Below are 23,322 nucleotides of genomic sequence, written 5' to 3' on the forward strand. Positions count from 1 at the left end.
CTCGATTTCCCGCAGACGGGCGGCGTTCTCCTCGGCAGACTGGGCGCGGCTTTCTTGGATGGACTGACGCAGCTCCTGGATGGATTGGCAGAGCTCCCGGATTTCTCGGCTGTTGGCAGCAGTCTGTTCAGCCGTCCAAGCCAGCAGTTGTTCCACCCGGTCTAAGCGGTCTTGGCTCTGACTATTCACTCCGATGCCTCGCCTTGTGATGCAATCGATAAACTCCATCCGATTATAAGTGGAGTTAAGCTCAGCCAAATAGGATAGGTGGAATGGTTATTCCCAGAGCCGCCGGATCGGAGACCGATGCAGCAACTGGTGGGCTTCGGACAGCAACTCCGGGATCCGCAGATGCTCTGGGCAGCGGGGCAAGCAGTCACCGCATTCGGTACAGCGGTCGGCAGGTGACCCCGGAAACCAATGCCCAGCTTGGCCGAACATGTTGTAGCGGTACTGGGCAAACTCCGTCATCTCGTGGGCAATGGCCAAGTTGCGCAACCGCAGCACTTCGGGAATGTGGATCCCTTCTGGGCAGGGCAGGCAGGCGTAGCACTGGGCGCAGCGGCTGGATCCCAAGCGTTCCTGCTCGGTTTGGCGCAACCGTTCTTGCACCTGAGGGCCATTTACCCACCACCGGTCGGGATCCCGTAAGGCCGACAAGGCCACCTGCAACTCCTCAGGATGGGTGATGCCTAGGCTGAGGGTGTGAACACGGGGATCCGCCAGCAAAAAACGATAGGCAAATTCCAAGGGGCTGAAAGGGGCACAGCACTCCTGCAGGTGTTGGGGCGGGCGATAGAGCATTCCCCCCTTATCGGCGGGAGAAATAATGAACACGCCCATATCCTGCTGGGCAGCTGCTTTTAGGGCCGGTGCATTGCGCTGTTGGAAAAAGTGATAGTGCAAATTAACAAAGTCAAAGCATCCTGTCTGGATGGCCTGCAAAATTAACTCCAGGGATCCATGGGTGGAAAAACCAATGTAGCGCACCCAGCCTTCTTGCTGCATCTGCTTGAGAATCGGCAACCCTTTCTGCAGCACCCACTCCAGATGTTCCGGCAAGTTGATGCCATGAAAGGCAAATTGATCCAGGTAATCCACCCGCAGACGGCGCAGGGATCCCTGAAGCCGCTCTCGCAACCCATCTGTGGGAGTGAGTTTGCTGGTCAGAATCAACTGATGGCGTGAAAAGGGCAGGGTTTGCAAAATCTCGCCCAAGAGCACCTCGGCATGGCCATAAGCCTGAGCCGTTTCGATGTGGTTGATCCCTGCGGCTAGGGCTGCCTCAACGGTTGCCTGAGCCTGAGCCCTGGGCACATTGACCAAGCGCATGCTGCCCAGAGAAAAAACCGAGACAAGCTGTTGGGTGCGCCCAAAGCGACGGTAGAGCATTGCGGCTGAGGTGATGCCAGCAACTCCCATCAAATCACCCCCCAGAGGCGGGAGACAGCTTCAGATGGCCGGGCACAGGCATGGTTTCCCTCAGGAGGGGTTTTTGCCCAGCAGTTCTGCCGCCAGCAGGATCGCCTGCTTGAGGCTCTCGCATCGGGCCACCCCTTGGCCGGCAATGTCGAAGGCGGTGCCATGATCGGGAGAGGTGCGAACAAAAGGCAACCCAATTGTCAGGTTGACTGCCCGGTCAAAAGCCAGCATCTTCACCGGGATCAAACCTTGATCATGATAGAGAGCCAAGTAGGCATCTGCCACAGTTGGGGATCCCTGGCCATGCCAGGCTTGCGCGGGAGCCAGCCACATGGTGTCGGGGGGAAGCGGCCCCCAAATTTGGGCGTGGGCATAGGTGCGCAGCAGCTCGGTCAGCCATTCTTTTTCCTCAGATCCCAGTTGCCCCTGTTCGCCGGCGTGGGGATTCAGGCCGGCCACTGCAATCCTAGGATCCGGGATCCCAAAGGTGTGGCGCAGGGATCCCACCAGCACATTCAGCTTTGTCCGCACCCGCTCTGGGGTCAGCACGGTGGGCACCTGGCCGAGGGGAATATGGGTGGTGGCCAGCAAAACCCGCATCTGCCAGCCACTGTGGGGGGAACGGGCGACAAACAGCATCCCGTAGCGTTCAGACCCACTCAGTTGGGCCAAAACTTCCGTTTGGCCAGGGAACCGGTAGCCAGCTTGATGCCAGAGATATTTGGCGATGGGTGCTGTCACGATCCCCTGAAACTCCCCCTGCAACGTCCGTTCGACCGCCGTTCTCAGGTAAGCAAAACTAACCGCACCACTGTCGGCATCCCCTTGACCAATACAGCCAGGCTGTAACCGAAAGCCTGTGTCGCATTCCAGCATCGGGATCCCTGCCGGATGGGCCAACGGAGCCGGCGACCGATCTCTCAGCAGGCGATAGGTGGCTTCTAGAACCTGCCGATCCCCTACAACCGTGATGTGGGCGCAAGACTGCACCTCAGGATCCGCCAGCGCCTTGAGCACAATTTCCGGCCCAATTCCCGCGGGATCCCCCAAGGTCAGCGCCAGTTTGGGCCGTGGAATGCTCATGGTGTCTTTTCTTGAGAAGACGGACGATCCCCATGTTCCAGGGGAAAGAGAGTGCTGAGGAAAGCTGTGGGGAAGGTCGCCATCCCTTTGAGCAAGAATTCTGAGCTCAGCCTATCAAGTCAGCTGCAAGGGGATCCATGCCGGCAAAATGGTTTAATGAGGGTTTAGCGATATTGAACCTCTATGGCCGAGACATTCCTTTACAACGCCTTGCGTGCTGCCCTCGACGAAGAAATGGCCCGGGATCCCAACGTATTTGTTTTGGGAGAAGATGTCGGCCATTACGGCGGCTCCTACAAAGTCACCAAAGACCTGTATCGCAAGTACGGGGAGATGCGCCTGCTGGATACCCCCATTTGCGAGAACAGCTTCACCGGCCTGGCCATCGGGGCAGCCATGACCGGCTTGCGCCCGGTGGTGGAAGGGATGAACATGGGCTTTCTGCTCCTGGCCTTCAACCAAATTGCCAACAATGCCGGTATGCTTCGCTACACTTCTGGGGGCAACTTCAAGATCCCGATGGTCATCCGCGGGCCGGGCGGGGTGGGTCGTCAGTTGGGGGCAGAGCACTCGCAGCGGCTAGAGGCTTACTTTCAAGCGGTGCCTGGGCTCAAGATCGTAGCCTGTTCAACGCCTTACAATGCCAAGGGCTTGCTCAAGTCCGCCATCCGCGATGACAACCCAGTTCTCTTTTTCGAGCATGTCCTTTTGTACAACTTGAAAGAAGATCTGCCAGAAGAGGAATACCTTTTGCCTCTGAACAAAGCCGAAATCGTCCGATCCGGCTCCGATGTTACCCTGCTCACCTACTCCCGCATGCGCTACCACGTGCTCAAGGCCGTGGACACTTTGGTGCAGCAGGAGATCGACCCTGAGGTGATCGATTTAATCTCGCTGAAACCTTTAGATATGGGAACCATTGCCGCTTCGGTGCGCAAAACCCATCGGGTGATCATTGTTGAGGAAGACATGAAATCGGGTGGCATTGGGGCGGAACTGACAGCTCGCATCATGGAAGAACTGTTCGATGAGCTGGATGCGCCGGTGATGCGTTTGGCTTCGCAGGACATTCCCACCCCCTACAACGGCACGCTGGAGGCGGCCACCATCGTGCAACCTGCAGATATTGTGGCGGCGGTGGAGCGGCTCCTCTACGCGGATTAGAACCCCTACAAAACAACAGTAAACTACCCGCACTCATGCTGACGCAGAGTGCTCCGCGCCGCTAAAGCGAAAGAGTGCAGGCTTTCGGTAGCCCTGTAGTTGGCAAGCCAACCACGTTCGCGAAGCGAGCCGTAGGCTTGACCTCTAGGCTGGTTTACAGCAGCCCCCAAAAGCGCAATCACATTCGCACCATTGAAATCCGCATCCCCTTCCCATCCACAGTGCCCACACTTAAACTTCTTCCCACTGCGGTAGGACTGTTCAGGGTCGGGATGAATATGCAAGCACCGGTGGCAGGTCTGCGACGTGTAGGCAGGCGGAACAAGAATCAGAGAAACCCCTGCAACCCTCGCCTTGTATTCCAGAAATTGACGTAGTTGGTAGAACGCCCAACTGTTGGCCCTGCGCCTTTCGGTTTTGCTGCGTGGCTGTTGATTGACCCTTTCCCGGATCCCTGTCAGGTCTTCCAGGGCAATAGCGCTGTTTGTGGTCTTTGCCCTAGAGACAATAGCTTTGGAGATGCGATGATTGACCCACGCCTGAAAGCGCCTCTCCTTGCCAGACAGCCGTTGCAACAGTTCTCTGCATCTGCGCCGCGAACTGCGGGTGCCCTTACTGGCTTTTTGCTGGAGTACCGCTCTCAGCTTGGAATAACGGTCTCGGACTCTGCTCAACTGCTGTCCATTCCAGTTATCTCCTTCCGATGTATGGGCAATATCTGTCCTTCCCAAATCCACACCCAGTACCCTGTCCGTGCGTTGGCGTGGAAACGGTTCCGTTTCCACACAGATTTGGATTTGAATGTAGTAGGAACCTTTGCGCTTGACCAGAGTGGCCGATTTGGGATTGGAGCCCGCCAGCTTTTCTCTCTGGTAATGACCAATCGCCAGCTCAAAGCATTCTCGACCCTCCACCGTGGTCAGCGACACCGTCCAGTCTTTCTCGCGAAATGAAAAGATACGAGCGTCATAGGTCGCAAAGCCCCCCTTGAACGCTTTGACCGGGCGGTTTTTCTGTCGGGCGACCTTACGGGCACCTGCCAGCCGTCTGCAGACCTGCTGAGCCAAGTTACTGGACAAGCCGAACCGGGCACGGATTTGGTGGTAGCCCAGAGATTGAAGTTTAACGGCGTTGGCGACTTTCTCGGGTGTGTTTTGGTTGACCCAGTTCAAGGCTTGGCCGAAGGCATCCAAGGTCGCGTCCAACTTTGCGGCTTGCGACTGGGACACCTTGAGCTTGCAGGAAAGGGTCAGGACTTGGGTCATGGTTGTATCGTAACTCCGCATTCCTCCCGACCCTCGTCCTACGGACAGAGGGCGGGGCTCCTGCGCTAGTAAGCTGAAATACGGCTATCCCCTCTGCCGCATAATGAAAGCCGGGAGTTCTCTGCGTCGGATCTATGCCCAACAGCTTGCCCGGTTCCATTGATCTCAGCCAGAAGCGCATTTTGCTCACAGGGGGCAGCGGCTTTTTGGGCAAACATGTGCTGCAACAGTTGCAGGTGCTGGGGGTAAAGCCGGAGCAGGTGCGCATCCCGCGCTCCCGCACCCAGGATCTGCGCCGTTGGGAAGTCTGCCAAGAGGTGGTGCAAGGGCAAGATATCGTCATCCATTTGGCCGCCCACGTGGGTGGCATCGGCCTCAACCAAGCCAAGCCGGCAGAACTCTTCTACGACAACCTCATCATGGGATCCCAGCTCATCCACGCCGCCTATCTGGCCGGGGTGGAGAAGTTTGTCTGCGTGGGCACCATCTGCGCCTACCCCAAGTTTACCCCCGTCCCCTTCAAGGAAGAGGATCTCTGGAACGGCTACCCGGAAGAGACCAACGCCCCCTACGGCATCGCCAAGAAAGCCCTGCTGGTGCAACTGCAAGCCTACCGACAGCAGTACGGCTTCAACGGCATCTACCTCCTGCCGGTGAACCTCTATGGCCCGATGGACAACTTCGACCCCGAAAGCTCCCACGTCATCCCAGCCTTGATCCGCAAGGTGCATGAAGCACAGCAACGGGGCCAAAACTATGTCGAAGTGTGGGGGGATGGCAGCCCCACCCGCGAGTTTTTCTACGCTGAAGATGCGGCCCGCGGCATTGTCATGGCCACCCAGCTTTACGACGGGGCGGATCCCTTGAACCTGGGCACCGGTGAAGAGATCTCCATCCGGGATCTGATTGCCCTCATCTGCGAGCTGATGGAGTTCCGGGGAGAGATCCGCTGGCAAACGGACAAGCCCAACGGCCAACCCCGCCGCTGTCTGGATGTCTCCAAAGCCCGAGAGAGGATGGGTTTTGTGGCCAAAGTCGGCTTGCGGGAAGGGCTGCAGCGCACCATCGACTGGTACCGCCGCCACGCCTGCTCTGGGCAAAGCTAGGCAACCCCTTGGCTCTCCAGCCGGCCATCCTCCATGTGCAGCACCCGATCCGCGATGTCCAGGATGCGGTTGTCGTGGGTCACCATGAGGATGGTGCAGCCCTGCTCCCGCGCCAACTTCTCCATCAGGGTCACCACCTCGCGACCCGACTTGCTATCTAGGGCTGCCGTGGGCTCGTCTGCCAGCACCAGCTTGGGATGGCTGACCAAGGCCCGCGCGATGGCCACCCGCTGTTTCTGTCCTCCCGAAAGCTGCTCAGGGTAAGAGTGGACGCGATCCCCTAGGCCCACTGCCGCCAGCATTTCCTCTGCCCGCTGCTGCACCTGTTGAGGAGCAAGGCCGTTGTGCAGCTCCAGAGCCATGCGCACGTTTTGAGCTGCCGTCAGCGAGCGCAGCAGGTTATGGGCTTGGAAAATGTACCCGACCTGGCGGCGGATTTGGATAAGAGTGCTCGGCTGAGCTCCCCGCAGCTCCTGTCCCAACACCCGCAAGCTGCCCTCCTGCACCGAGCGCAAGGCCCCCAGCAGCGTCAGCAGGGTGGTTTTGCCGGAGCCGGAAGGGCCAGTCAGCAGCACGATCTCCCCTGGCTGCAGGGCAAAGCTAATGTCGAAGAGAATCTGCTTGCGCAGGGATCCCTCGCCGAAATAGTGGTTTACACCTTCGGCTTTCACCACTGGCTCAACGGCATTCTGGGCAGAAGCAAGGGCAGCTTGATCGAGAAGAGGAGTCAGCATAGGAAACTCAAAATCTCAAAACTTTGCGTTGACAACTCATTGACCACTTAGGCCGTCATTTGGAGCGTTGAGATGAGACCATTTAGAAACCTTTGGCCGGAGAGCGTTGATGAGGATCCCAGAAGTTTTTAGACAGCCTAGCTCAAACCCTTCACCATCCATCCGATCCCCTTTGGCAGACTATTGACTTACCAACGCCCCGGCGCCCTGCCCACAGCCAAAACTCTAGAAAATGTCGGCAGGATCCGCTGCCCGCAGCCGTCGCACGGCAATCGCTCCTGAGATGAAGCACATGCTCACCGCTAGCCCCAGCACCAGCATCGCCCGGTTGAAGGTCATGGCAATAGGCAGCAACGTGGCATTGGCCGTCAAATCGTAGAGCAGAACCGACAGGGCAAAGGCGGGAATATACCCCAAGCCGGCCAGCAGGATCGCCTCTTGAAATACCACCCCCAGCAGGTAGGTATCGGTGTAGCCCATGGCCTTGAGGGTGGCATATTCTGCCAGGTGATCCGACACATCGGTGTAGAGAATTTGATAGACAATCACAATGCCGACAATAAAGCCCATGCCCACCCCCAGGCCGAAAATAAAGCCGATGGCTGTGCCCTCTTCCCAGTAGGTTTGCTCCATATCGATAAACTCCGCCCGTGAGAGCACCCGCACATCTTCCGGCAGCAAAGCCCGCATCTGCCGCACCAAGGGATCCGGATCCACCCCCGGCTGAAGCTGCACCACGCCGATATCCACCAGGCCACGCCCCCGCTGCGGAAAAATGCGCAGGAAATTGAGGTCGCCGGTGAGGATGGTGCCGTCGGCTCCGAAGGTGGCCCCCATCTCGAACAGGCCCCCCACCTGGACGCGGCGGTTTCCCACCTCAGTAACCACCTCTCGCCCGGACTCAAACCACTCTGGGATGGGGCCAAACTCGCTGCGGGAGCGGCGGTCAAAAAGCACCACGTCCGCCTTTTTGATCTCTTCCAGCTTGTCCGGCGTCAGTTCCGGCAAGTCCAACAGGTCAGCCGAGGGATCCACTCCTACCACAAAAATGCTGCGGGTACGGCGGGTCTCCGGGTTTTTCCAGAGGGCAAAGCCCACATAGACAGGCGAGATGGCCCGCACCCCCTCAAAGCCCAGAGCCTGATACAGCCGCCGCTGCGAGAAGGTGTTCATGGCAATCAGGGCGTTGGACTGAGGGCTGACCAGGAAGATCTCTCCCTTCAGGGCCACGTGGAAGCGGATGGCACTTTCCAGAAGGCTGTCTTGGAAGCCCAACTGCATGAACATCAAGATGCAAGCAAAGGCAATGCCCGCCAGGGCCACCAGCAGGCGGATCTTCTCCCGCGTCAACTGCAGCCAGGCCAACGGGATCCGATGGGCGATAAAAGCCACACTGAACAGGCTGTACATGGGCTGAGCCTACCCCTCGACATCGATGGCCACATTCACCTGCAGGTTGGTCAGGCCAGCCACGCGGGCGCTGCTCTCCGGATCCAGGCGGATATACACCTCTACCACACGGGCATCCACATCGGCAGCTGGGTCGGTGTTGAGCACATCTTTCTTGCCAATCTGCAGGCCCACCCGCTCCACTCGGCCCTGCAGGGTTTCTGGCAGAGCGCGGTTGCTAATGGTGGCCTGCTGGCCTGGCCGAACCCGCAAGATGTCTGTTTCGTAGACCTCGGCCACCACCATCATTTGGTCAGTGTTGCCCAGCTCGAGAATGCCCTCGCCGGCGGGGATGACCTCTCCAGGGCGGGTGTGGATCTTGAGCACCTGTCCAGCACGGGGAGCGCGGATGAGGGTGCGCTCTAGGCGAGCTTCTGCCAGTTCCAGATTGCGGGCCAGGGATCCCAGTTGGACTTGGGCTTGGGCCAGACTCAGTCCCGCCTCGGCAGCTTGGACTTGGGCTTGGGCATTGAGCAGATCCCGCTCACGGGCCAGGCGCAGTTGGCTCAGGGTGGCTTCGGCAGCCCGCAAGTCCTCCTGTCGTTGCCGCACCAGCAGCCGGCGTTGATCCAGCTCTTGTTGCGAGATTGCTCCTTCCTGCCAGAGCTCCTGAAAGCGGGCCAGATTGGCCTCGGCATCGGCCAGTTCTGCCCGGATACGTTCCACCACCGCTTCCTGGGAGCGGATTTGCATCTGTTGCGGCTCGTCCAGACGGCTGAGGCGGGTGCGTGCCTCTTGGATTTGGGCCTGACTGAAACGGGTCTCGGCCTGCAACCGGGCGCGGGCCTCTTGAAGTTGGGCGGCAGCGTACTCTCGCTCCGCCAACCGCTCGGCGTAGCTTTCCAAGCGGGCCAGCACTTGGCCTGCCACCACGCGATCCCCCTCGGCCACCAGCAGCTCTCCCAGCCGTTCTCCGGGGGAACCGGCAATGCGCAGCACTTCCCCCTCCGGCTCCAGGCGACCCAAAGCACCAACTTGCGGAGGCAGCCGCATTTCCACCGTTGCCTCTGCACTTCCCGATACCGACTGTGTGGCTCCCTGTTGGCTCAATCCCAGCCATGCCAGACCGGCACAACCAAGCAGCCCGACTCCTGCCAGCGACCAAAGCGCTCGTGGGTTCATGGCCTTTTACCCGCTGTGGCTTTGCAGACGACAAACGCCGCCTCTTTTTCTTAAATAAGTGTAAAGTTTTTAGGATGAAAATGTCCAGCCGTATTCTATGTTGCTTGTCTTCACCGTATTTTCACTCCCTTTGGGTTCCCCAAGGTGCCGGAAGATCATTGGCAGCCGGTGAGGCGCAGCCTACCTAGCTCTGGGGATTCCTGATATGATGTGGCCTGTTCGAACCTGTTTGTAGTCAGCAGAACGCAGTCCTTTTTTTGGAGTGTGGCGGTTTTAGGAGTGGGGTGGAGTTGCGATGGTGGAGACACTTGGAGGAAGGGATCCCATCCCGCCGTTGCCGGTTCCGTCTCAGCCTCTGCCCCTGCATTTGGATCCCCTAGATCCCTTGCTTTCCACCTATCACTTTGTGGGCATTGGTGGAGTGGGGATGTCGGCCCTGGCCTATATTCTGGCTAAGCAAGGGTTTCGCGTTTCCGGATCCGACATTGTCGCCAATGGCCGTACCCGCCGCCTGGAAGCTTTGGGGGTGCGCTTCTTTCAGGGCCACAGCTCGGAGGGATTGGTCGGGGATCCCCAGGTGGTCTATTCCAGCGCCATTCGCCCCACCAATCCAGAATTGGCTGCTGCCCTGGGCAAGGGATTGACGGTTTGGCACCGGGCAGACTTGTTGGCGGCTCTGTTTAACCGTCGCTCCGGCATTGGGGTGGCCGGCACTCACGGCAAAACCACCACCAGCAGCATGATCGGCTATGTGTTGCTCTCGGCGGGCTGGGATCCCACCTTGATTATCGGCGGGGAAGTGGATGCCTGGGATGGCAATGCCCGTCTGGGTAAGGGGGAGTATTGGGTGGCCGAGGTGGATGAGTCGGATGGATCCCTGGTGCGGCTCTATCCCAAGATTGGGGTGATCACCAACATTGAGCTGGATCACCCCGATCACTACGCCGATTTGGGGCAGGTGATCCGGGCTTTTCAACAGTATGGGCAGCAAAGCCAAACCCTGGTGGCCTGTCTGGACTGTCCCAACGTGGCGGCTCACCTGAGGGTGGATGTGGGCTACAGCCTGACCGGTCATCCCCAAGCCCAGTACCAAGCTCGCCAAATCCTCTACACTGCCAGTTTCACCTGCGCCGAGATTTGGGAAAGGGGATCCCTCCTCGGACAGCTTCGCCTACAGGTGTTGGGATCCCACAACCTCAGCAATGCCCTGGCGGCGGTTGCCGTGGGGCGGCAGTTGGGCTTGGAGTTTGCGGTGATTGCCTCAGCTTTGGCGCAATTTCGGGGGGCGCATCGCCGCTTTGAGCACAAGGGGGAAGTGGGTGGAGTCACCTTTATCGACGACTATGCCCACCATCCCAGCGAGATTCGGGCCACTCTGCAGGCAGCCCGTCTGCAACAGCGGCGGGTGGTGGCCGTGTTTCAGCCTCATCGCCACAGCCGTTTGGCTGCCTTGTTCCAGGATTTTGCCCGCTGCTTTGGGAATGCGGACGTGGTGGTGATCGTGCCTACGTATGGAGCGGGAGAGCCGGCGCCTGAGGGTTCCGACAGCTTGCGTTTGGCCGTGGCGGTGGCGGAGCACCACCCCCATGTGCGCTATGTGTTGTCTTTGCCGCAATTGCCGGGAGTGCTGACGTCTGTTTTGCAGCCTGGAGATCTCGCCGTTTTTTTGGGCGCAGGCGATCTGAATCAGCAGATAGCCGCTACGATGCGGGCATATGCGGCTCAGGCTGGGGAGCAACCCTTAGTGGACTCTGGAGGGGAGCTGCCGGGAGAAGCCGAGAACTCGGTCGGGGAGATGGTGTCTGCTGAGGTGTTGGCATCATGACTACAGCTCCGGTGGTGCTTCCGCAAGGCGATCCCTGTGGCCCCGATACCTCAAGTTTTGCCCGACTCTCTGGACGAATTCAATCGGGGATCCCGTTGGCTCCTCTGACCACCTTTCGCGTGGGCGGCAAAGCGGAGTGGTATTGTGAGCCCCGTAGCCATCTGGAGCTGCAGCAGTGTTTGGCTTGGGCGCGAGCAGAAGGGATCCCCACGACGCTGCTGGGGGCAGGCAGCAATCTGCTCATCAGCGATGCCGGGTTGAAGGGGCTGGTGATCGGTACCCGCCGTCTGCGCGGGATCCAACTGCTGGAAGGGGGGAGAATTTGGGCCGCTGCCGGAGAGCCTTTGGTCAATCTGGCGCGGGCAGCCGCCAAGCAAGGCTGGAGCGGTTTGGAGTGGGCCATTGGGATCCCGGGCACCCTGGGGGGAGCCGTGGTGATGAATGCCGGTGCCCACGGACGCGCCATGGCGGATGTGCTGGTGGAAGTGCAGATTTTGGACGAGGAACAAGAGCCCTGCCGCCTAGAACCTGCCGATCTGCAATTTGGCTATCGCCGCTCTCGCCTACAGGACTCCCCCTGGACGGTGACAGGAGCGACGCTGCAGTTGATCCCAGACAGGGATCCGTCCCAGGTGCAGTGGGAAACCCAGCGCTACCTCAACCAACGCCTGAGCTCTCAGCCCTATCATTTGCCCAGTTGTGGCAGCGTCTTTCGCAACCCAGAGTCTCACCCTGCCGGCTGGCTCATCGAGCAGGTCGGCTTGAAGGGGTACCGCATGGGTGGGGCCCAAATTTCAGAGCGCCATGCCAACTTCATCCTCAATTGCCATCAGGCGAGTGCCAAGGACATTTACCGCTTGATTCGCTTGGCCCAGGAAAAAGTCTATCAACAATGGTCGGTGCTTTTGGAGCCGGAAGTGCGCATTCTGGGATCCTTTGAGGATTAGAAGAGCATCGGCTGGGCAATTTGGCCTGCTTTCTTTTGATGACTTTGATAATTTCGATGATTCTGCTCTTAAACTGTTCTTACCAGCTTAGATGCTCGTCGATTCTTTCCTATCGGCTTATGAGTCAAGATGCAGCCACCTTACGTCGTTTAATTCGACGGCTCAATCAGTCCCACACCACTGCGGAAGAACGCCGCTATTTGGTGGAGATCGGCAGCCTGGCTGCTTTGCTCACCCCGGAAGAGGCTGCCGCTTTGGCCCAGGATCCCAAGCAACTCACCGCCGAGCAGCACTATCGCATTTGGGACTGGGTGCATCGCTGGGAACGGGAGCACCGCCACGAAGATCTGGACTGGGATCCCTCCCTAGACCGACACAACGACTAGAACTCGAAAGAATCCCGTCCCGCTATCACGAACAAATCCCGGCCAGAGTCTAAGACAAAAGCCATCTCCAAGTCTCATTTTTGAACAGGATCCACACCCCCAAGCCCATGAGAATCCAGGGCACCCAGTGTTCTGTCCGTTCCGTTAAAACCTTCGCCACTGCAGGCTGCATCGTCAGTTTTTGAGCCATTGCAAACCACAATCCCTTCATCAGAAAAAAGATCGTGGAAAAAAGGGCAAACTGAGGAGGGGTGCTGCCGGCAAACAGAGGAACGTACAGGCTGACATTATCTCCACCATTGGCAAAGGTGAAGAGCATGGACATCAGAACTGGCGGGGGCAAAAGGATCGGCCAAGCCTTTTGGGTTGGGCGCTCTTGCAGTTCTTCCAGCTCTTCTTCCAGGGCTTCTTCCAGCTCAGGTCGCCACAATTTCCAACCACCCACAGCAATCGGGATCAACCCCAGCAGCCCAATCGCAGGTGGCGGCAACAGCAGGCCCCCCAGGTATCCCAGAGAGCTGAGCAGGATCAACCCTGCCAAGCCCAAGTAGCCTCCCAGCCAAATGTGCCAGCCCTTCCACAGGGGTTGCAGCTGCGCCTGGGCAAACAACAGAACCAGCAAGAAAAAGTCGTCGATATGGGTGGCAACAAAAGCGAGGATCCCTTCGACTAAAGTTGCCCAGAAAATTGCCAGCGGCATAGGGTTAAGAAATGGGGAAGATGGCGCTGATATCGACGAGGTGAAACTGAAGCAGCCCAACAATTGCCGAAGTATAGGCGGTAGAAGAAGCCAGCCCAATCAAGAGATCGCGTTTCATATTGCGGGGTTTCTCGCCTTTCTCGACGACATCCGTAGCGCCAAACTGCATCATGAGAATGCCTATCAAGTTGGAGAGCCAGTACCCCACGAGAGTTCCGCCCAAAAACCACTGTGGCTGCCACAGGCTACAAAGGTAGCCAAACCCATAGGCAATCGGCAGGTTGAAAAACAAGTCATTCCACCAGGAAAGGGGAGACAGCATAAACCCCAAAACCAGTAAAATGCCACCTCGGAGCTTCTTCCCCATGGGTCTTGCTCTCCAGCGTTACGTCCTCACAATCTTAGCTTCACATTGCTTCATGAAAACCCAAAAACAATGTCTGGCTCTCCACCTGGGAGTGTGGCACGGCCTCTTCTCCAACTATCGACCCACCGCCGGCGGCTGGGAGCTGGGGGGCCAAAAGCGCAGCCTCATCACCTTTGAGGCCTTGGCTCCATCCTCTTCTTCAGGAAGTGCGGCGGCAGGGATCGCGATCCGCCAAACCAACACCTACTACCCCCTACAGGGATCCCCCACTCCCGAAAGCTCCCAGAGCTGGGTCTACCAGGATTTCTCGCCGGGATTGCGCTTTTTCCCCGATGGATCTTTTTCCAATGGGCGGCTGCAGCTGGCGCCGTTTAGTGATTTTGCCGTCGAGCAGGGCTTTCTCTGGGGGGATCGCAAGGCGCGGCTGGTGCAACAGTGGGATGCCCAAGGTCGTCTGGTAGAGGTAACCGCGATCCTGGAGCGGCGCGGCCAAGCTTTGGATCCCGTTGCAGACTGTGCACCCCTGAGCAGAGAGCAGCTGAGAGCCTGCCTCCAGGGTAGATGGCGGGGGATCGCCCAGAGCTTTGCGGTTGCCGAGGGCCGGTTTGCCGAAACCGAGGTGGACTGCTCGGGGGCAGAGTGGTTGAGCAACTGGGATCCCTTGCCGGGAGGGCTGTGGATTGGCGGGCCGGATCCCTTGCCCATCCCTACCGCCCACCGGGATCGCAGCTTTTCGGTGAGCCTGAGCTGGTTTCCGCAGCCGGAAGACTGCCATTGTCTCTTGCGTTTGAGCCGAGACTACGATGCCCGCGGTGCTTGGCAGCGGGTTACGCTGATCCGGGCGCAGAGGGATCCCGTTTGAGAAAGGCGCAAACCTGGGCAAACACCGTTTCCCGCTCGCAGTCCAAAGTGAGGATGTGGTCGGAGTGCTCCAGCCAAGACAAGATCTTCTCCTCGGATCCCAGCTCTTGATAGAGCCACGCTGCCTGTTCAGGATCCACTACTGTATCTTGGCGAGATTGCAGGATCAGGGTGGGAACCCGGATGCCGGCCACCTCTCCCTTGACCCGCTCGATCAGCTCCAGAGCGCTGCGCACCGCCGACAGATTAAAGCTGCGGAAATAGGCCGTTCTTTCTGCCAAGGCTCGAGCGTCCCCATCCCGAATCGGCAAGCTGAGGCGGGGCACCTCCTTCAATAGCCAACCCAGGCTGTTCAGGTACTGCTCAGGGCGAAAAAGATAGTACCAGTGGTAGCGAATGGCGAAAAACGGCGCCAGCAGCACCAATTTGTAAACAGGATGGGCAAAAGCCAGGTGCAAAGCCAGCAGACAGCCGGTGGAAAAGCCCACCAAGGAAACGCGGGGATACTCCTGCTGCAAAGCCAGATAATGCTCCAAAGCCCGCCCGTACCACTCCGTCCAGCGGGAAGGGGGCATGTGGGCAGACCGGCGGTCGTGTAAGCGATGCGGAGCACTGTCATGGCCGGGATAGTTAAATCCCTGCACCGTCAGGCCAGCCGCCAACAGCCGCTCTGCCAGCCATTGCAACTCGTAAACACCGCCCCCCAATCCATGTAGCAGCAGACAGGCGTGTTCCCCTGCTCCTCGCCACAAAAAGGGTTCGTTACTCAACATAAAACGTTACTCAACATAAAAAAATAAAACTCCGTTCCACTTCGCGACGGGATCCCTTGCTAGCCCAAGGTGATATCCAGCAACATCATCACCACAAACCCACTGATGACCCCAAAGGTGCCCTCCCGCTCCAACCCCTGCCGGTGCGACTCAGGGATGATCTCATCGGAAATGACAAACAACATCGCCCCCGCCGCAAAAGCCATGCCCCAAGGTAGTAGGGGCTGCGCCAGAGAGACCACCGTTGCTCCCAGGATCCCGCCGATGGGCTCCACCAGTCCGGTCAGCAGGGCGATGCCAAAAGCGAACAGCCGCGAGTACCCCTGGCCCACCAGTGACAAAGCCACCACCAGCCCTTCTGGCATGTTCTGCAAGCCGATCCCCAACGCCAACGCCAACCCATCGCCGACTTGGCCGGTAGCGAAACCCACTCCCACCGCCAAGCCTTCCGGGAAATTGTGCAGGGCGATGGCAATGATGAACAGCCAAATCCGTTTCAAATGGGCGCGGTTCTCCCCTTCAACCCCTTTGAAAAAGTGCTCGTGGGGGAAAAAGCGGTGGGCACTCTCCAGGAAGATCGCCCCCAACAACAGGCCTGCCACCATCACCACAGCCGCCCCAAATGGGGAATACCCCAGCGCTATGGCTGCCTCGGTGCCCGGCACCAGCAGGGAAAAAGAGGTGGCCGCCAACATCACCCCACCCCCAAACCCCAGCAGGATCCCTTGCGCCCTTTCGGAGAGCGAGGGAAGAAAAAGGGCCGGCAAAGCCCCCAGCCCCGTCGCCAAGCCGGCGATCAAGCTAGCCAGGGATCCCATCCCAATTGGATGCACAAGCCAATCTCCACAAAGGCCGAATGCTTTTCAATTCTCCTCCCTTTCCAACGTTGTGTGAACATTGCTGGCTCGAGCGGCATAGGCGAGGTTGTAAACTACCCGACCCTGACTGCTTCGCAGTACAGGGCGGGCTTTCGGTAGCCCTGCAGTTGGCAAGCCAACCACGAACCTCTAGGCTGGTTTACAGCAGCCCCCAAAAGCGCAATCACATTCGCACCATTCAAATCCGCATCCCCCTCCCATCCACAGTGTCCACACTTAAACTTCTTTCCACTGCGGTAGGATTGCGCAGGGTCGGGATGAATGTGCAAACACCGGTGGCAGGTCTGCGACGTGTAGGCAGGCGGCACCAGAATCAAAGCAACCCCCGCACGCAGAGCCTTGTACTCCAGAAACTGGCGTAGCTGGTAGAACGCCCAACTGTTGGCCCTGCGCCGCTCGGCTTTGCTGCGTGGCTGTTGATTGACCCTTTCCCGGATCCCTGTCAGGTCTTCCAGGGCGATAGCGCTGTTGGTAGCTTTTGCCCTAGAGACAATAACTTTGGAGATGCGATGATTGACCCACGTTTGAAAGCGTCTCTCCTTGCCAGACAGCCGTTGCAACAGTTCTCTGCATCTGCGCCGCGAACTGCGTGTGCCCTTACTGGCTTTGCGTTGGAGTGCCGCCCTCAGCTTGGAGTAGTGGTCGCGGACTCGGTTCAACTGCTGCCCATTCCAATTGTCCCCCTCTGACGTATGGGCGATATCCGTCCTGCCCAAGTCCACCCCGATCACCCTGTCGGTATCTTGTTGCTTGGGCGGGTTTTTCTCTACGCAAATCTGGATGTAGTAGGAGCCGTCCTTCCTCTGGACTAGGGTGGCCGATTTGGGGTTAGAACCAGCCAGCATCCCACGCTGGTAGTTACCAATGGCTAGTTCAAAGCGCTCCCGACCTTCCACCGTGGTCAGCGACACCGTCCAGTCTTTCTCGCGAAATGAGAAGATACGTGCATCGTAGGTAACGAACCTACGCTTGAACTCTTTAACCGGACGGTTGCGCTGTCTCGCCACTTTGCGAGCGCCTGCCACCCGTCTGCACACCTGTTGAGCCAAGTTACTGGACAAGCCGAACCGGGCTCGAATCTCGTAGTAGCAAAGGGATTGCAGTTTGACCGCGTTGACGATCTTCTCCGGCGTGTTCTGGTTGACCCAGTTCAATGCCTGCACAAAGACATCCATCGTCGCGTCCAATTTGGCGGCTTGTGACGGGAACGCCTTGAGCTTACAGGATATGGTCAGGACTTGGCTCATAAGTTCATTGTACTTCATCAAAGCGCATTCCTCCCGGCACTGACCCTACGGGTACAGTGCGGGGCTCCTGCGATTTCTAGCTGAAAGTTGGCTTGGAGCGCCAGATTTTGTGCTTACAAGCAAGGTACCTAAGAGCAAGTCTGAAGGAGCTATTCCCTAGTTGGAGTTTGCCAGCTAAGCCAAGGTTTATTACAATAATTGTGAATTGCCTCGGCGCAGAAGCGTCCTGAACAGCAATTAGACTGGAGTACACTGCAGCAAGACAGGTCGATAAAAACTAAAGTCAAGTCCGATAGTGATGAGGAGTGAGAGAGCGATGAAGAAAAAAGCAGTTACAACTCTTGTGGCCTTGAGTCTAGGAGCGGCCTGTCTAGGACTGACCGGCTGCGGTGGAGGCGGAAGCGGTGGGACGACAGTGACTACACCTACACCGACTCCAACTCCGACACCTACGCCGACTCCAACGCCTACGCCGACTCCGACACCCACGCCGGGTGCCCCGACTTTTGCCAAGGCATTTAGTTCTACCTCGGTCTCGCTGGCTTTTGGCTCCACTCCCAAAACAACTCTGACCTACACGATTACCAACACAGCCGCTCTGCCGCTGACTGGTCTAGCTTTTTCCGACACCTTGCCTAACGGTTTGGTCATTGCCAGTCCCAATAACCTGAGCGATGGCTGTGGGGGGACGGTGATAGCTTCACCAACAACCACTTCCATCTCGTTGGTCAACGGCTCATTGGCAGCCAACGCTAGCTGCACCATCAGCCTGGATCTTCAGGTTACAGCCACGACAGCGGGAGTCCTGACCAGCCCCGCGGTAACCCTGAGCAGCAACCAAGCGCTCAATGCCACCGCTGAGGCTATCAACTTAACGGTAACGGTGCCAGCTCCCACCTTTACCATGGTCTTTTTTCCCAGCTCGGCTTCCGTAGCTAGCTCAGGTGGCACCGTCACCGGAGTGTTGACATTTACCATCAAAAACAACGCAGCCATTCCATTGACGGGCTTGGCCTTTGAGCACAACTTGCCGGGAGGGCCGCCTCCTTTAACCATACCGTCGCCTCCTAATAATACAACTACCTGTACTGGAGGCAACTTCGCAGGGACGAGTGCAGGTGGGAGCATCATTAAATTCGCCCAAGGATCAGTAAACCCAGGACAAACTTGCGAAGCGAAGATCGACGTCGAAGTCTCATTCGCAGCTGGGGACACAGCCGGCAGCTACACCTACCTCAACGACCCGGTGACGTTGACCAGCAATGAGGCTGACCCTGTTACAGCGGGGCCAGTAACCTGGGGAGTAGTGAAACAGCCGTGAGGAGTAATTAGTCCTTACAAAAGCAGCTCGGCAATTTGAAGGGCGTTGAGGGCCGCACCTTTGCGGATTTGATCCCCGCACAGCCACAGCTCCAGGGCCTTGGGCTCGGAGATGTCCTGGCGGATGCGGCCCACCGCCACTTCATCCCTGCCGGCCACGTCGATGGGCATGGGGAAACGGTTCTGCTGCCAATCTTCAATGAGCACCACCCCAGGGGCCTGGGCCAGGATTTGCCGGGCTTTTTCCACAGGGAAGGGCTGTTCAAACTCTAGATTGAGGGCCTCGGCGTGGGTACGCAGCACCGGCACCCGCACACAGGTAGCTGTCAGCCGCAGGTTGGGGGATCCCATAATCTTGCGGGATTCGTTGACCATTTTCATCTCTTCCTGGCAGTAGCCGTTCTCTTGCAGGGGGCTGTTGTGGAGGAAGAGGTTGAAGGCAATGGGGTAAGGGAACACCTGGGGCGGAAACGGCTGCCCCTGCAGGTAGGCGCGGGTTTGCTCTTGCAGCTCCACCATGGCGCGGGCCCCGGCCCCACTGGCCGATTGATAGGTGGCGGCCACCACGCGGCGCAGGGGGATGTGGCGATGCAGGGGGTAGATGGCCACGCACATTAGGATGGTGGTGCAGTTGGGATTGGCAATGATCCCTTGGTGACGGAAGGCTTCCTGGGGGTTGACCTCGGGCACCACTAGCGGAACATTGGGATCCAGGCGAAAGGCGCTGGAGTTGTCGATCAGCACCGCTCCTGCCTCGACGATGGTTTTGGCCCAGGTTTTGGAGACACCGGCTCCGGCAGAGGCCAGCACCAGATCCATGCCTCGAAAGGCCGCTTCTGAAACCGGCTCAACCGGGATCCGTTCCCCCTTGAAGGTCAAATAAGTGCCCGCTGAACGGGGCGAGGCCAAAAGCTTGAGGTCGGCTACAGGAAAGTTGCGCTCTTCCAGCAGCATCAGCAGCTCTGCCCCTACTGCCCCTGTTGCTCCCAAAATGGCTACCCGTTGTTGCCGTCCCATGCTTTGCCATCCTCAAGTCCCCTCATTTTAAGGCTCAAGACGCCCCTAAAGCTGGGAGGGTAATGGATTCTACAGCCGCCTGAATGTCTGCCAATTCCACCTGGTCGGTCAGCTCCGCTTGGCCAATCCGGCGGGGCAAAACGAAGCGAATCCGCCCTTGTTTCACCTTCTTGTCGGCCTGCATTGCCTGCAGCACTGCCTCCCAAGGGATCCCGGCCGGCCACCGGCTGGGCAGTCCTGCTTTCTCGATCAGGCGTCGTTGCCGTTCGGCTTCAGCAGCGCTCCACCACCCCAGGCGGCGGGCGATCTCCCCGGCAGCTACCATGCCGATGGCGACAGCTTCTCCGTGCAGATAGCGGCGGTAGCCGGTGGCAGCTTCTAGGGCATGGCCGAGGGTGTGGCCGTAGTTGAGGATGGCCCGCAGGCCCGCTTCTTTCTCGTCCTGCTGCACCACCCAGGCTTTGCACTCGGCACAGCGGCGCAGCAGGTAGTGCAAGTCTGCGGGAGTAAAGTCGGTGTAGCGGCTCAGTTGGGGTCGATCTTCCAAAAACTCAAATAGGTCGGCAGCCTGAATCACGCCATATTTGATCACTTCCGCTAGGGCTGAGGTAAACTCCCGCTGGGGCAGAGTCTGCAATAGCGTTGGATCAATCCACACCAGGCGCGGCTGATAAAACGCCCCAATGAGGTTTTTCCCGCCAGGATGGTTGACACCGGTCTTGCCACCAATGGCCGCATCCACCATCGCCAAGAGGGAGGTGGGCACCTGCACAAAAGGGATCCCGCGCAGCCAAGTGGCGGCAGCAAACCCCACCACGTCGCCAATGACCCCCCCTCCTAGCGCCACCAAGGTGGAGGAGCGCTCCAGGCCAAAGGCTAGGGCGGCGTCGTAGATCTTGGCCACCGAGCGCAGGGTTTTGTAGCGTTCGCCGGCAGGCAATAGGCAGAGGTGGGCGGCAAACCCCGCTTGTTGCAGCCCCTGCAGCAACTTCTCGGCAAAGTGTTTGGCAATGCCGGGATGGCTCACCACCAGAGCCTTGCCGGAAAGCCCTCTAGCTCGCATTTGGGATCCCAGCTGGATGAGGCTGTGGCCAGGGGGGCCTTCGGCAGACTGGAGGAGAATATCGTAGGAGCTGTGGGGAAGCTTGACAGGGATCAGATAGGGATCCATGCGTGTCGGTCCTGGGGGGCGGGATCCAGTGTGGCATGTTCTGCTCCCGTCTGCCTGCTGCAGGCATTGTCCTTGGGGTCTGAAAGCCCAGGGGATCCTGCTAGGGGTTGGGGTCAACCGGCTGCGGCTCCGACTGGGGAGTGAGGGTTTCCAAATCCGGCAGAGCCATTCCCGCCGGCGAGGCCGAGTCTTCTTGGGCCAAATCCTGCAGGGCGGCTTGGGCCGGCTGAAATTGCGGATCCAGCTCCAGACAGCGCTGCAAGCTGGCTTGGGCGGCTGCTCGCTGGCCGGCCCGCAGTTGAATCAGCCCCAGGGTATGCCAAAAGGCGGGCCGCTGGGGATCCAGGTGCGTGGCCTGTTGGGCGTCTGCCAGGGCAGGTTCCAGCTTCCCCAATTTCAAGGCTTCCCAGGCGCGGTTGTTGAGGGCCACAGCATCTTCTGGGGTGAGCTGCAAAACCCGCGAGTAGGCTTGCACAGCTTGTTCGGGATCCCTCAGCTCGCTGTAGATCAACCCCAGGGCAAACCAGCCCCAGGGATCCCGTTCGTTGAGGTGGATCATCTGCTGGCAGGCGGCACGGGCTTCTTCCAGCCGGCCCAGACGCCGCAGGCTGGTGATCTGGCCAAACCAGCAGGCAGAACTGCCGGGACGCTGCTGCACCAAGCGCTGGAAATGCTGCAGGCTGGCCTCATATTGCCCCAACTCCTGCTGGGCCATTGCCAGGGCATAGCGGGCCGGAAAGTGCTCCGGCTTGATCTTGAGGGCTTCCTCGAAGTGGATACAGGCTTCTTTCAGGTAGCCCAATTTCTGGAAGGCCACACCGCGGGCGTACCAGCTTTTGTAGTTGTCGGCATCGTAGCGCAGAGCGCGTTCTAGAGCCTTGCTGGCCAGCCGATACTGCCCCAAGCGCAGCAGGGCCACCCCCAAGTTGTGCAGGGTGATGGGATCCCGGCGGCGCAGCCGCAGCGAGCGCTTGTAACATTCAACAGCCGAGCGCAGCCGGTGGCAGTGGAAGAGGGCATTGCCTTGGTAACGCCAAACCCGCCCGCTTTTGGGGTTGAGCTTCAAGACCCGGGCAAAACTGGCCGCTGCCGAGCTGGGCCGACGCAGCCGCCGCAGCACGATCCCACGCGCCAGCCAGGTGCGGGGCTGTTTGGGGTTGTAGCGCAGCGCCTTGTTCAGGCTGTTCAGGGCCAGCTTCGACCGCTTCAGTTGCAGCAGGCGGATGCCGCGATTGTGCCAGGCCAGAGCATCTTCCGGGTTGCTCTCCAGCACCTTGTCGTAGTTGACCACCGCCGACTTGTATTGCCCCAAGCGCCCCAGAATCAGGGCTAGGCGCAGCCGGGTTTCTTCGTCGTAGGGGTTGATGCTTAGGGATCCATTGTAGCTGTCCACCGCCTCGCGGTAGCGGGCCAGCTGCACCAGCACATCCCCACGGCGGCTCCAAGCCAGGGCGAAGTTGGGATCCATGTTCAGAGCCCGGTCGTAGGCGGCCAGGGCTTCCGTCAGGTTGCCGCGGCGACGCCAGTCTTCCCCCCGCTCGAATTGGATGTCGGCACTGTTCCACTGAAACAGCCGCTGAATGAACTGCAAAATGGCGATCTGACGCGCTCCTTCTTCTGGCGTGGCGGAGGGGGTTTCGCCTGTGGCAATGCGCAGGATGGCCATCTGGATGGCCCGCAAAAAGGCCTGAAATCCCCGCACCTCTTCATCTTCCAGGGACTCTTTCCCCTCACGGCGGCGGTATTGCAGCCGGAACCGCTGCAGATCCCCGGGGGCAGGGAAGCTGGGATCCAAAAAGTGCATTAGCTCCAAGGCGCGGTACTCAAACAGCACCGGATCCTCTTCTGAGCCAGTAAAATCCAGCAGGGGCGCCTCTTCCAGGGGGCGGGGTAGCTCAGTGGGGGTGTGCAGCAGCGTCAGCAGGCGCTGGTTTTGTCGTGCCGGGGCATGGGGAAACCCGCTGTACAGCTCATCCCTTGGCCAGGGATCGGCAACAAACTCTGGAGAGGCCACCACTCCCACCCAACGGCATTGTTCGATGGCCAGTTGCAGCTCCAGCTTGCGGTTATCCCCCGGCTGCAGCATCCAGCGGTCAAACCAGACTTTGAAACCCTCGCGATCCAGCCGCTCCGCAAGTTGACGCGCCCACCGGGCTTGCTCTCGGTGGTAGCGCAAGAAAAGGTCGAACTTGTAATGCTCTGAAGACATGAACGCCCGCTCGCTGATATTCTCCAGCTTATCTTTGCGTTATCGCTGCGCGATGCTTTCACAAACGCAAACGCATTTGCTCCCCATCGGGTCTGGGGCAAGGAGCAAACCTAATGCTAGGCAACGCTTCCGCTCGATTGGTTCTGAATGGCGATGATGACCGGACAGCGATAGGCGATAGTTGGTGCAGGGCTTGAAAGGAGCATGCCTCTAACCCCCAAAACCCTGAACTTTGCTGAATTTACTGAGCTTTAGGCGGTTTGGCAAAAGTCATTG

At 58.9% G+C, this 23,322-nt stretch carries 21 protein-coding genes and 1 pseudogene; 6 read left to right on the forward strand and 16 right to left on the reverse strand.

What is annotated here, in order from left to right; translation table 11 throughout:
* The 3 genes and pseudogenes from NW842_RS11965 to pdxA all read right to left on the reverse strand — a co-directional run.
* A pseudogene (locus tag NW842_RS11965) lies at positions 1-189 on the reverse strand (hypothetical protein); the annotation flags it as partial.
* Between the two features lie 87 nt (positions 190-276).
* The gene (locus tag NW842_RS11970; protein ID WP_414375131.1) at positions 277-1,392 is read right to left on the reverse strand and encodes an aldo/keto reductase; all 1,116 of its coding nucleotides are present in this window, start codon (positions 1,390-1,392) and stop codon (positions 277-279) included.
* A 90-nt stretch (positions 1,393-1,482) separates the two neighbouring features.
* Entirely contained in the window at positions 1,483-2,505 is a 1,023-nt protein-coding gene (pdxA, locus tag NW842_RS11975) for a 4-hydroxythreonine-4-phosphate dehydrogenase PdxA (RefSeq protein WP_414418107.1), read from the reverse strand.
* A gap of 183 nt (positions 2,506-2,688) precedes the next feature.
* Between pdxA and NW842_RS11980 the strand changes: the two genes are divergently transcribed.
* Positions 2,689-3,669, forward strand: a complete 981-nt coding sequence (locus tag NW842_RS11980) for an alpha-ketoacid dehydrogenase subunit beta (protein WP_414375118.1) — start codon at positions 2,689-2,691, stop codon at positions 3,667-3,669.
* A gap of 23 nt (positions 3,670-3,692) precedes the next feature.
* Here NW842_RS11980 and NW842_RS11985 read toward each other — a convergent pair whose 3' ends face one another.
* Positions 3,693-4,934: an RNA-guided endonuclease InsQ/TnpB family protein gene (locus NW842_RS11985; protein WP_414418108.1), complete on the reverse strand. Its 1,242-nt coding sequence runs from the start codon at positions 4,932-4,934 to the stop codon at positions 3,693-3,695.
* Between the two features lie 134 nt (positions 4,935-5,068).
* Here NW842_RS11985 and NW842_RS11990 point away from each other — a divergent pair, with 134 nt between their 5' ends.
* Positions 5,069-6,040, forward strand: coding sequence for a GDP-L-fucose synthase family protein (locus NW842_RS11990; RefSeq protein WP_414375120.1), 972 nt, complete (start codon positions 5,069-5,071; stop codon positions 6,038-6,040).
* Here NW842_RS11990 and NW842_RS11995 read toward each other — a convergent pair.
* From NW842_RS11995 to NW842_RS12005, 3 genes are all read right to left on the reverse strand, one after another.
* Positions 6,037-6,774 carry a DevA family ABC transporter ATP-binding protein gene (locus tag NW842_RS11995; protein WP_414355769.1) on the reverse strand — a complete coding sequence of 246 codons (738 nt, stop codon included), beginning with the start codon at positions 6,772-6,774 and terminating at the stop codon, positions 6,037-6,039. The two genes, NW842_RS11990 and NW842_RS11995, sit on opposite strands and share 4 nt — an antisense overlap.
* A 225-nt stretch (positions 6,775-6,999) precedes the next feature.
* Positions 7,000-8,184 carry an ABC transporter permease DevC gene (gene devC / locus NW842_RS12000; RefSeq protein ID WP_414418109.1) on the reverse strand — a complete coding sequence of 395 codons (1,185 nt, stop codon included), beginning with the start codon at positions 8,182-8,184 and terminating at the stop codon, positions 7,000-7,002.
* Positions 8,185-8,193: 9 nt separating this feature from the next.
* A complete protein-coding gene (locus NW842_RS12005; RefSeq protein ID WP_414329074.1) occupies positions 8,194-9,345 on the reverse strand; it encodes an ABC exporter membrane fusion protein in 1,152 nt (383 codons plus the stop codon).
* A gap of 295 nt (positions 9,346-9,640) precedes the next feature.
* Here NW842_RS12005 and murC point away from each other — a divergent pair, with 295 nt between their 5' ends.
* The 3 genes from murC to NW842_RS12020 all read left to right on the forward strand — a co-directional run bounded on the left by murC (position 9,641) and on the right by NW842_RS12020 (position 12,503).
* Positions 9,641-11,170, forward strand: coding sequence for a UDP-N-acetylmuramate--L-alanine ligase (gene murC / locus NW842_RS12010; RefSeq protein WP_414418110.1), 1,530 nt, complete (start codon positions 9,641-9,643; stop codon positions 11,168-11,170).
* Positions 11,167-12,117: a UDP-N-acetylmuramate dehydrogenase gene (gene murB / locus NW842_RS12015; protein ID WP_414418111.1), complete on the forward strand. Its 951-nt coding sequence runs from the start codon at positions 11,167-11,169 to the stop codon at positions 12,115-12,117. Before murC ends, murB begins: the two co-directional genes overlap by 4 nt.
* Before the next feature lie 119 nt (positions 12,118-12,236).
* The gene (locus tag NW842_RS12020; protein WP_414418112.1) at positions 12,237-12,503 is read left to right on the forward strand and encodes a hypothetical protein; all 267 of its coding nucleotides are present in this window, start codon (positions 12,237-12,239) and stop codon (positions 12,501-12,503) included.
* 49 nt (positions 12,504-12,552) lie between these two features.
* On the opposite strand, the gene NW842_RS12025 is transcribed toward NW842_RS12020, so the two are convergent.
* The gene (locus tag NW842_RS12025; protein ID WP_414418113.1) at positions 12,553-13,203 is read right to left on the reverse strand and encodes a cadmium resistance transporter; all 651 of its coding nucleotides are present in this window, start codon (positions 13,201-13,203) and stop codon (positions 12,553-12,555) included.
* Positions 13,204-13,207: 4 nt separating this feature from the next.
* Positions 13,208-13,570: a hypothetical protein gene (locus NW842_RS12030; protein ID WP_414418114.1), complete on the reverse strand. Its 363-nt coding sequence runs from the start codon at positions 13,568-13,570 to the stop codon at positions 13,208-13,210.
* 52 nt (positions 13,571-13,622) lie between these two features.
* Between NW842_RS12030 and NW842_RS12035 the strand changes: the two genes are divergently transcribed.
* Positions 13,623-14,432 (forward strand): DUF3598 family protein, encoded by an 810-nt coding sequence (locus NW842_RS12035; protein WP_414418115.1) that lies wholly within the window; start codon positions 13,623-13,625, stop codon positions 14,430-14,432.
* Here the strand turns inward: NW842_RS12035 and NW842_RS12040 are convergent.
* The 7 genes from NW842_RS12040 to NW842_RS12070 form a co-directional block, all read right to left on the reverse strand.
* Positions 14,398-15,204, reverse strand: a complete 807-nt coding sequence (locus tag NW842_RS12040; RefSeq protein ID WP_414418116.1) for an alpha/beta hydrolase — start codon at positions 15,202-15,204, stop codon at positions 14,398-14,400. The two genes, NW842_RS12035 and NW842_RS12040, sit on opposite strands and share 35 nt — an antisense overlap.
* 59 nt (positions 15,205-15,263) lie before the next feature.
* On the reverse strand, positions 15,264-16,037 hold the full coding sequence (locus NW842_RS12045; protein ID WP_414355777.1) for a ZIP family metal transporter: 774 nt from the start codon (positions 16,035-16,037) through the stop codon (positions 15,264-15,266).
* Between the two features lie 98 nt (positions 16,038-16,135).
* On the reverse strand, positions 16,136-17,329 hold the full coding sequence (locus tag NW842_RS12050) for an RNA-guided endonuclease InsQ/TnpB family protein (protein WP_414418117.1): 1,194 nt from the start codon (positions 17,327-17,329) through the stop codon (positions 16,136-16,138).
* A gap of 777 nt (positions 17,330-18,106) precedes the next feature.
* Positions 18,107-18,385, reverse strand: coding sequence for a hypothetical protein (locus NW842_RS12055; RefSeq protein WP_414418118.1), 279 nt, complete (start codon positions 18,383-18,385; stop codon positions 18,107-18,109).
* 279 nt (positions 18,386-18,664) lie between these two features.
* Positions 18,665-19,666, reverse strand: a complete 1,002-nt coding sequence (locus NW842_RS12060; RefSeq protein WP_414418119.1) for an aspartate-semialdehyde dehydrogenase — start codon at positions 19,664-19,666, stop codon at positions 18,665-18,667.
* Positions 19,667-19,700: 34 nt separating this feature from the next.
* The gene (aroB, locus tag NW842_RS12065) at positions 19,701-20,837 is read right to left on the reverse strand and encodes a 3-dehydroquinate synthase (protein WP_414418120.1); all 1,137 of its coding nucleotides are present in this window, start codon (positions 20,835-20,837) and stop codon (positions 19,701-19,703) included.
* A 100-nt stretch (positions 20,838-20,937) separates the two neighbouring features.
* Entirely contained in the window at positions 20,938-23,046 is a 2,109-nt protein-coding gene (locus tag NW842_RS12070; protein WP_414418121.1) for a tetratricopeptide repeat protein, read from the reverse strand.
* Positions 23,047-23,322 lie beyond the last annotated feature (276 nt).

Origin of the sequence: Synechococcus sp. R55.4, assembly GCF_047461935.1 — a bacterium.
GTDB lineage: Bacteria > Cyanobacteriota > Cyanobacteriia > Thermostichales > Thermostichaceae > Thermostichus.

Coding starts and splice junctions, on each gene's coding strand:
- NW842_RS12050 (WP_414418117.1), bottom strand. CDS start 17,329: ATGAGCCAAGTCCTGACCATATCCTGTAAGCTCAAGGCGTTCCCGTCA.
- devC (WP_414418109.1), bottom strand. CDS start 8,184: ATGTACAGCCTGTTCAGTGTGGCTTTTATCGCCCATCGGATCCCGTTG.
- NW842_RS12025 (WP_414418113.1), bottom strand. CDS start 13,203: ATGCCGCTGGCAATTTTCTGGGCAACTTTAGTCGAAGGGATCCTCGCT.
- NW842_RS12040 (WP_414418116.1), bottom strand. CDS start 15,204: ATGTTGAGTAACGAACCCTTTTTGTGGCGAGGAGCAGGGGAACACGCC.
- murC (WP_414418110.1), top strand. CDS start 9,641: ATGGTGGAGACACTTGGAGGAAGGGATCCCATCCCGCCGTTGCCGGTT.
- NW842_RS12060 (WP_414418119.1), bottom strand. CDS start 19,666: ATGGGACGGCAACAACGGGTAGCCATTTTGGGAGCAACAGGGGCAGTA.
- aroB (WP_414418120.1), bottom strand. CDS start 20,837: ATGGATCCCTATCTGATCCCTGTCAAGCTTCCCCACAGCTCCTACGAT.
- NW842_RS12030 (WP_414418114.1), bottom strand. CDS start 13,570: ATGGGGAAGAAGCTCCGAGGTGGCATTTTACTGGTTTTGGGGTTTATG.
- NW842_RS12020 (WP_414418112.1), top strand. CDS start 12,237: ATGAGTCAAGATGCAGCCACCTTACGTCGTTTAATTCGACGGCTCAAT.
- NW842_RS11985 (WP_414418108.1), bottom strand. CDS start 4,934: ATGACCCAAGTCCTGACCCTTTCCTGCAAGCTCAAGGTGTCCCAGTCG.
- NW842_RS11995 (WP_414355769.1), bottom strand. CDS start 6,774: ATGCTGACTCCTCTTCTCGATCAAGCTGCCCTTGCTTCTGCCCAGAAT.
- NW842_RS12055 (WP_414418118.1), bottom strand. CDS start 18,385: ATGGTTAAAGGAGGCGGCCCTCCCGGCAAGTTGTGCTCAAAGGCCAAG.
- NW842_RS12005 (WP_414329074.1), bottom strand. CDS start 9,345: ATGAACCCACGAGCGCTTTGGTCGCTGGCAGGAGTCGGGCTGCTTGGT.
- NW842_RS12070 (WP_414418121.1), bottom strand. CDS start 23,046: ATGTCTTCAGAGCATTACAAGTTCGACCTTTTCTTGCGCTACCACCGA.
- NW842_RS11980 (WP_414375118.1), top strand. CDS start 2,689: ATGGCCGAGACATTCCTTTACAACGCCTTGCGTGCTGCCCTCGACGAA.
- murB (WP_414418111.1), top strand. CDS start 11,167: ATGACTACAGCTCCGGTGGTGCTTCCGCAAGGCGATCCCTGTGGCCCC.
- NW842_RS11990 (WP_414375120.1), top strand. CDS start 5,069: ATGCCCAACAGCTTGCCCGGTTCCATTGATCTCAGCCAGAAGCGCATT.
- pdxA (WP_414418107.1), bottom strand. CDS start 2,505: ATGAGCATTCCACGGCCCAAACTGGCGCTGACCTTGGGGGATCCCGCG.
- NW842_RS11970 (WP_414375131.1), bottom strand. CDS start 1,392: ATGCTCTACCGTCGCTTTGGGCGCACCCAACAGCTTGTCTCGGTTTTT.
- NW842_RS12035 (WP_414418115.1), top strand. CDS start 13,623: ATGAAAACCCAAAAACAATGTCTGGCTCTCCACCTGGGAGTGTGGCAC.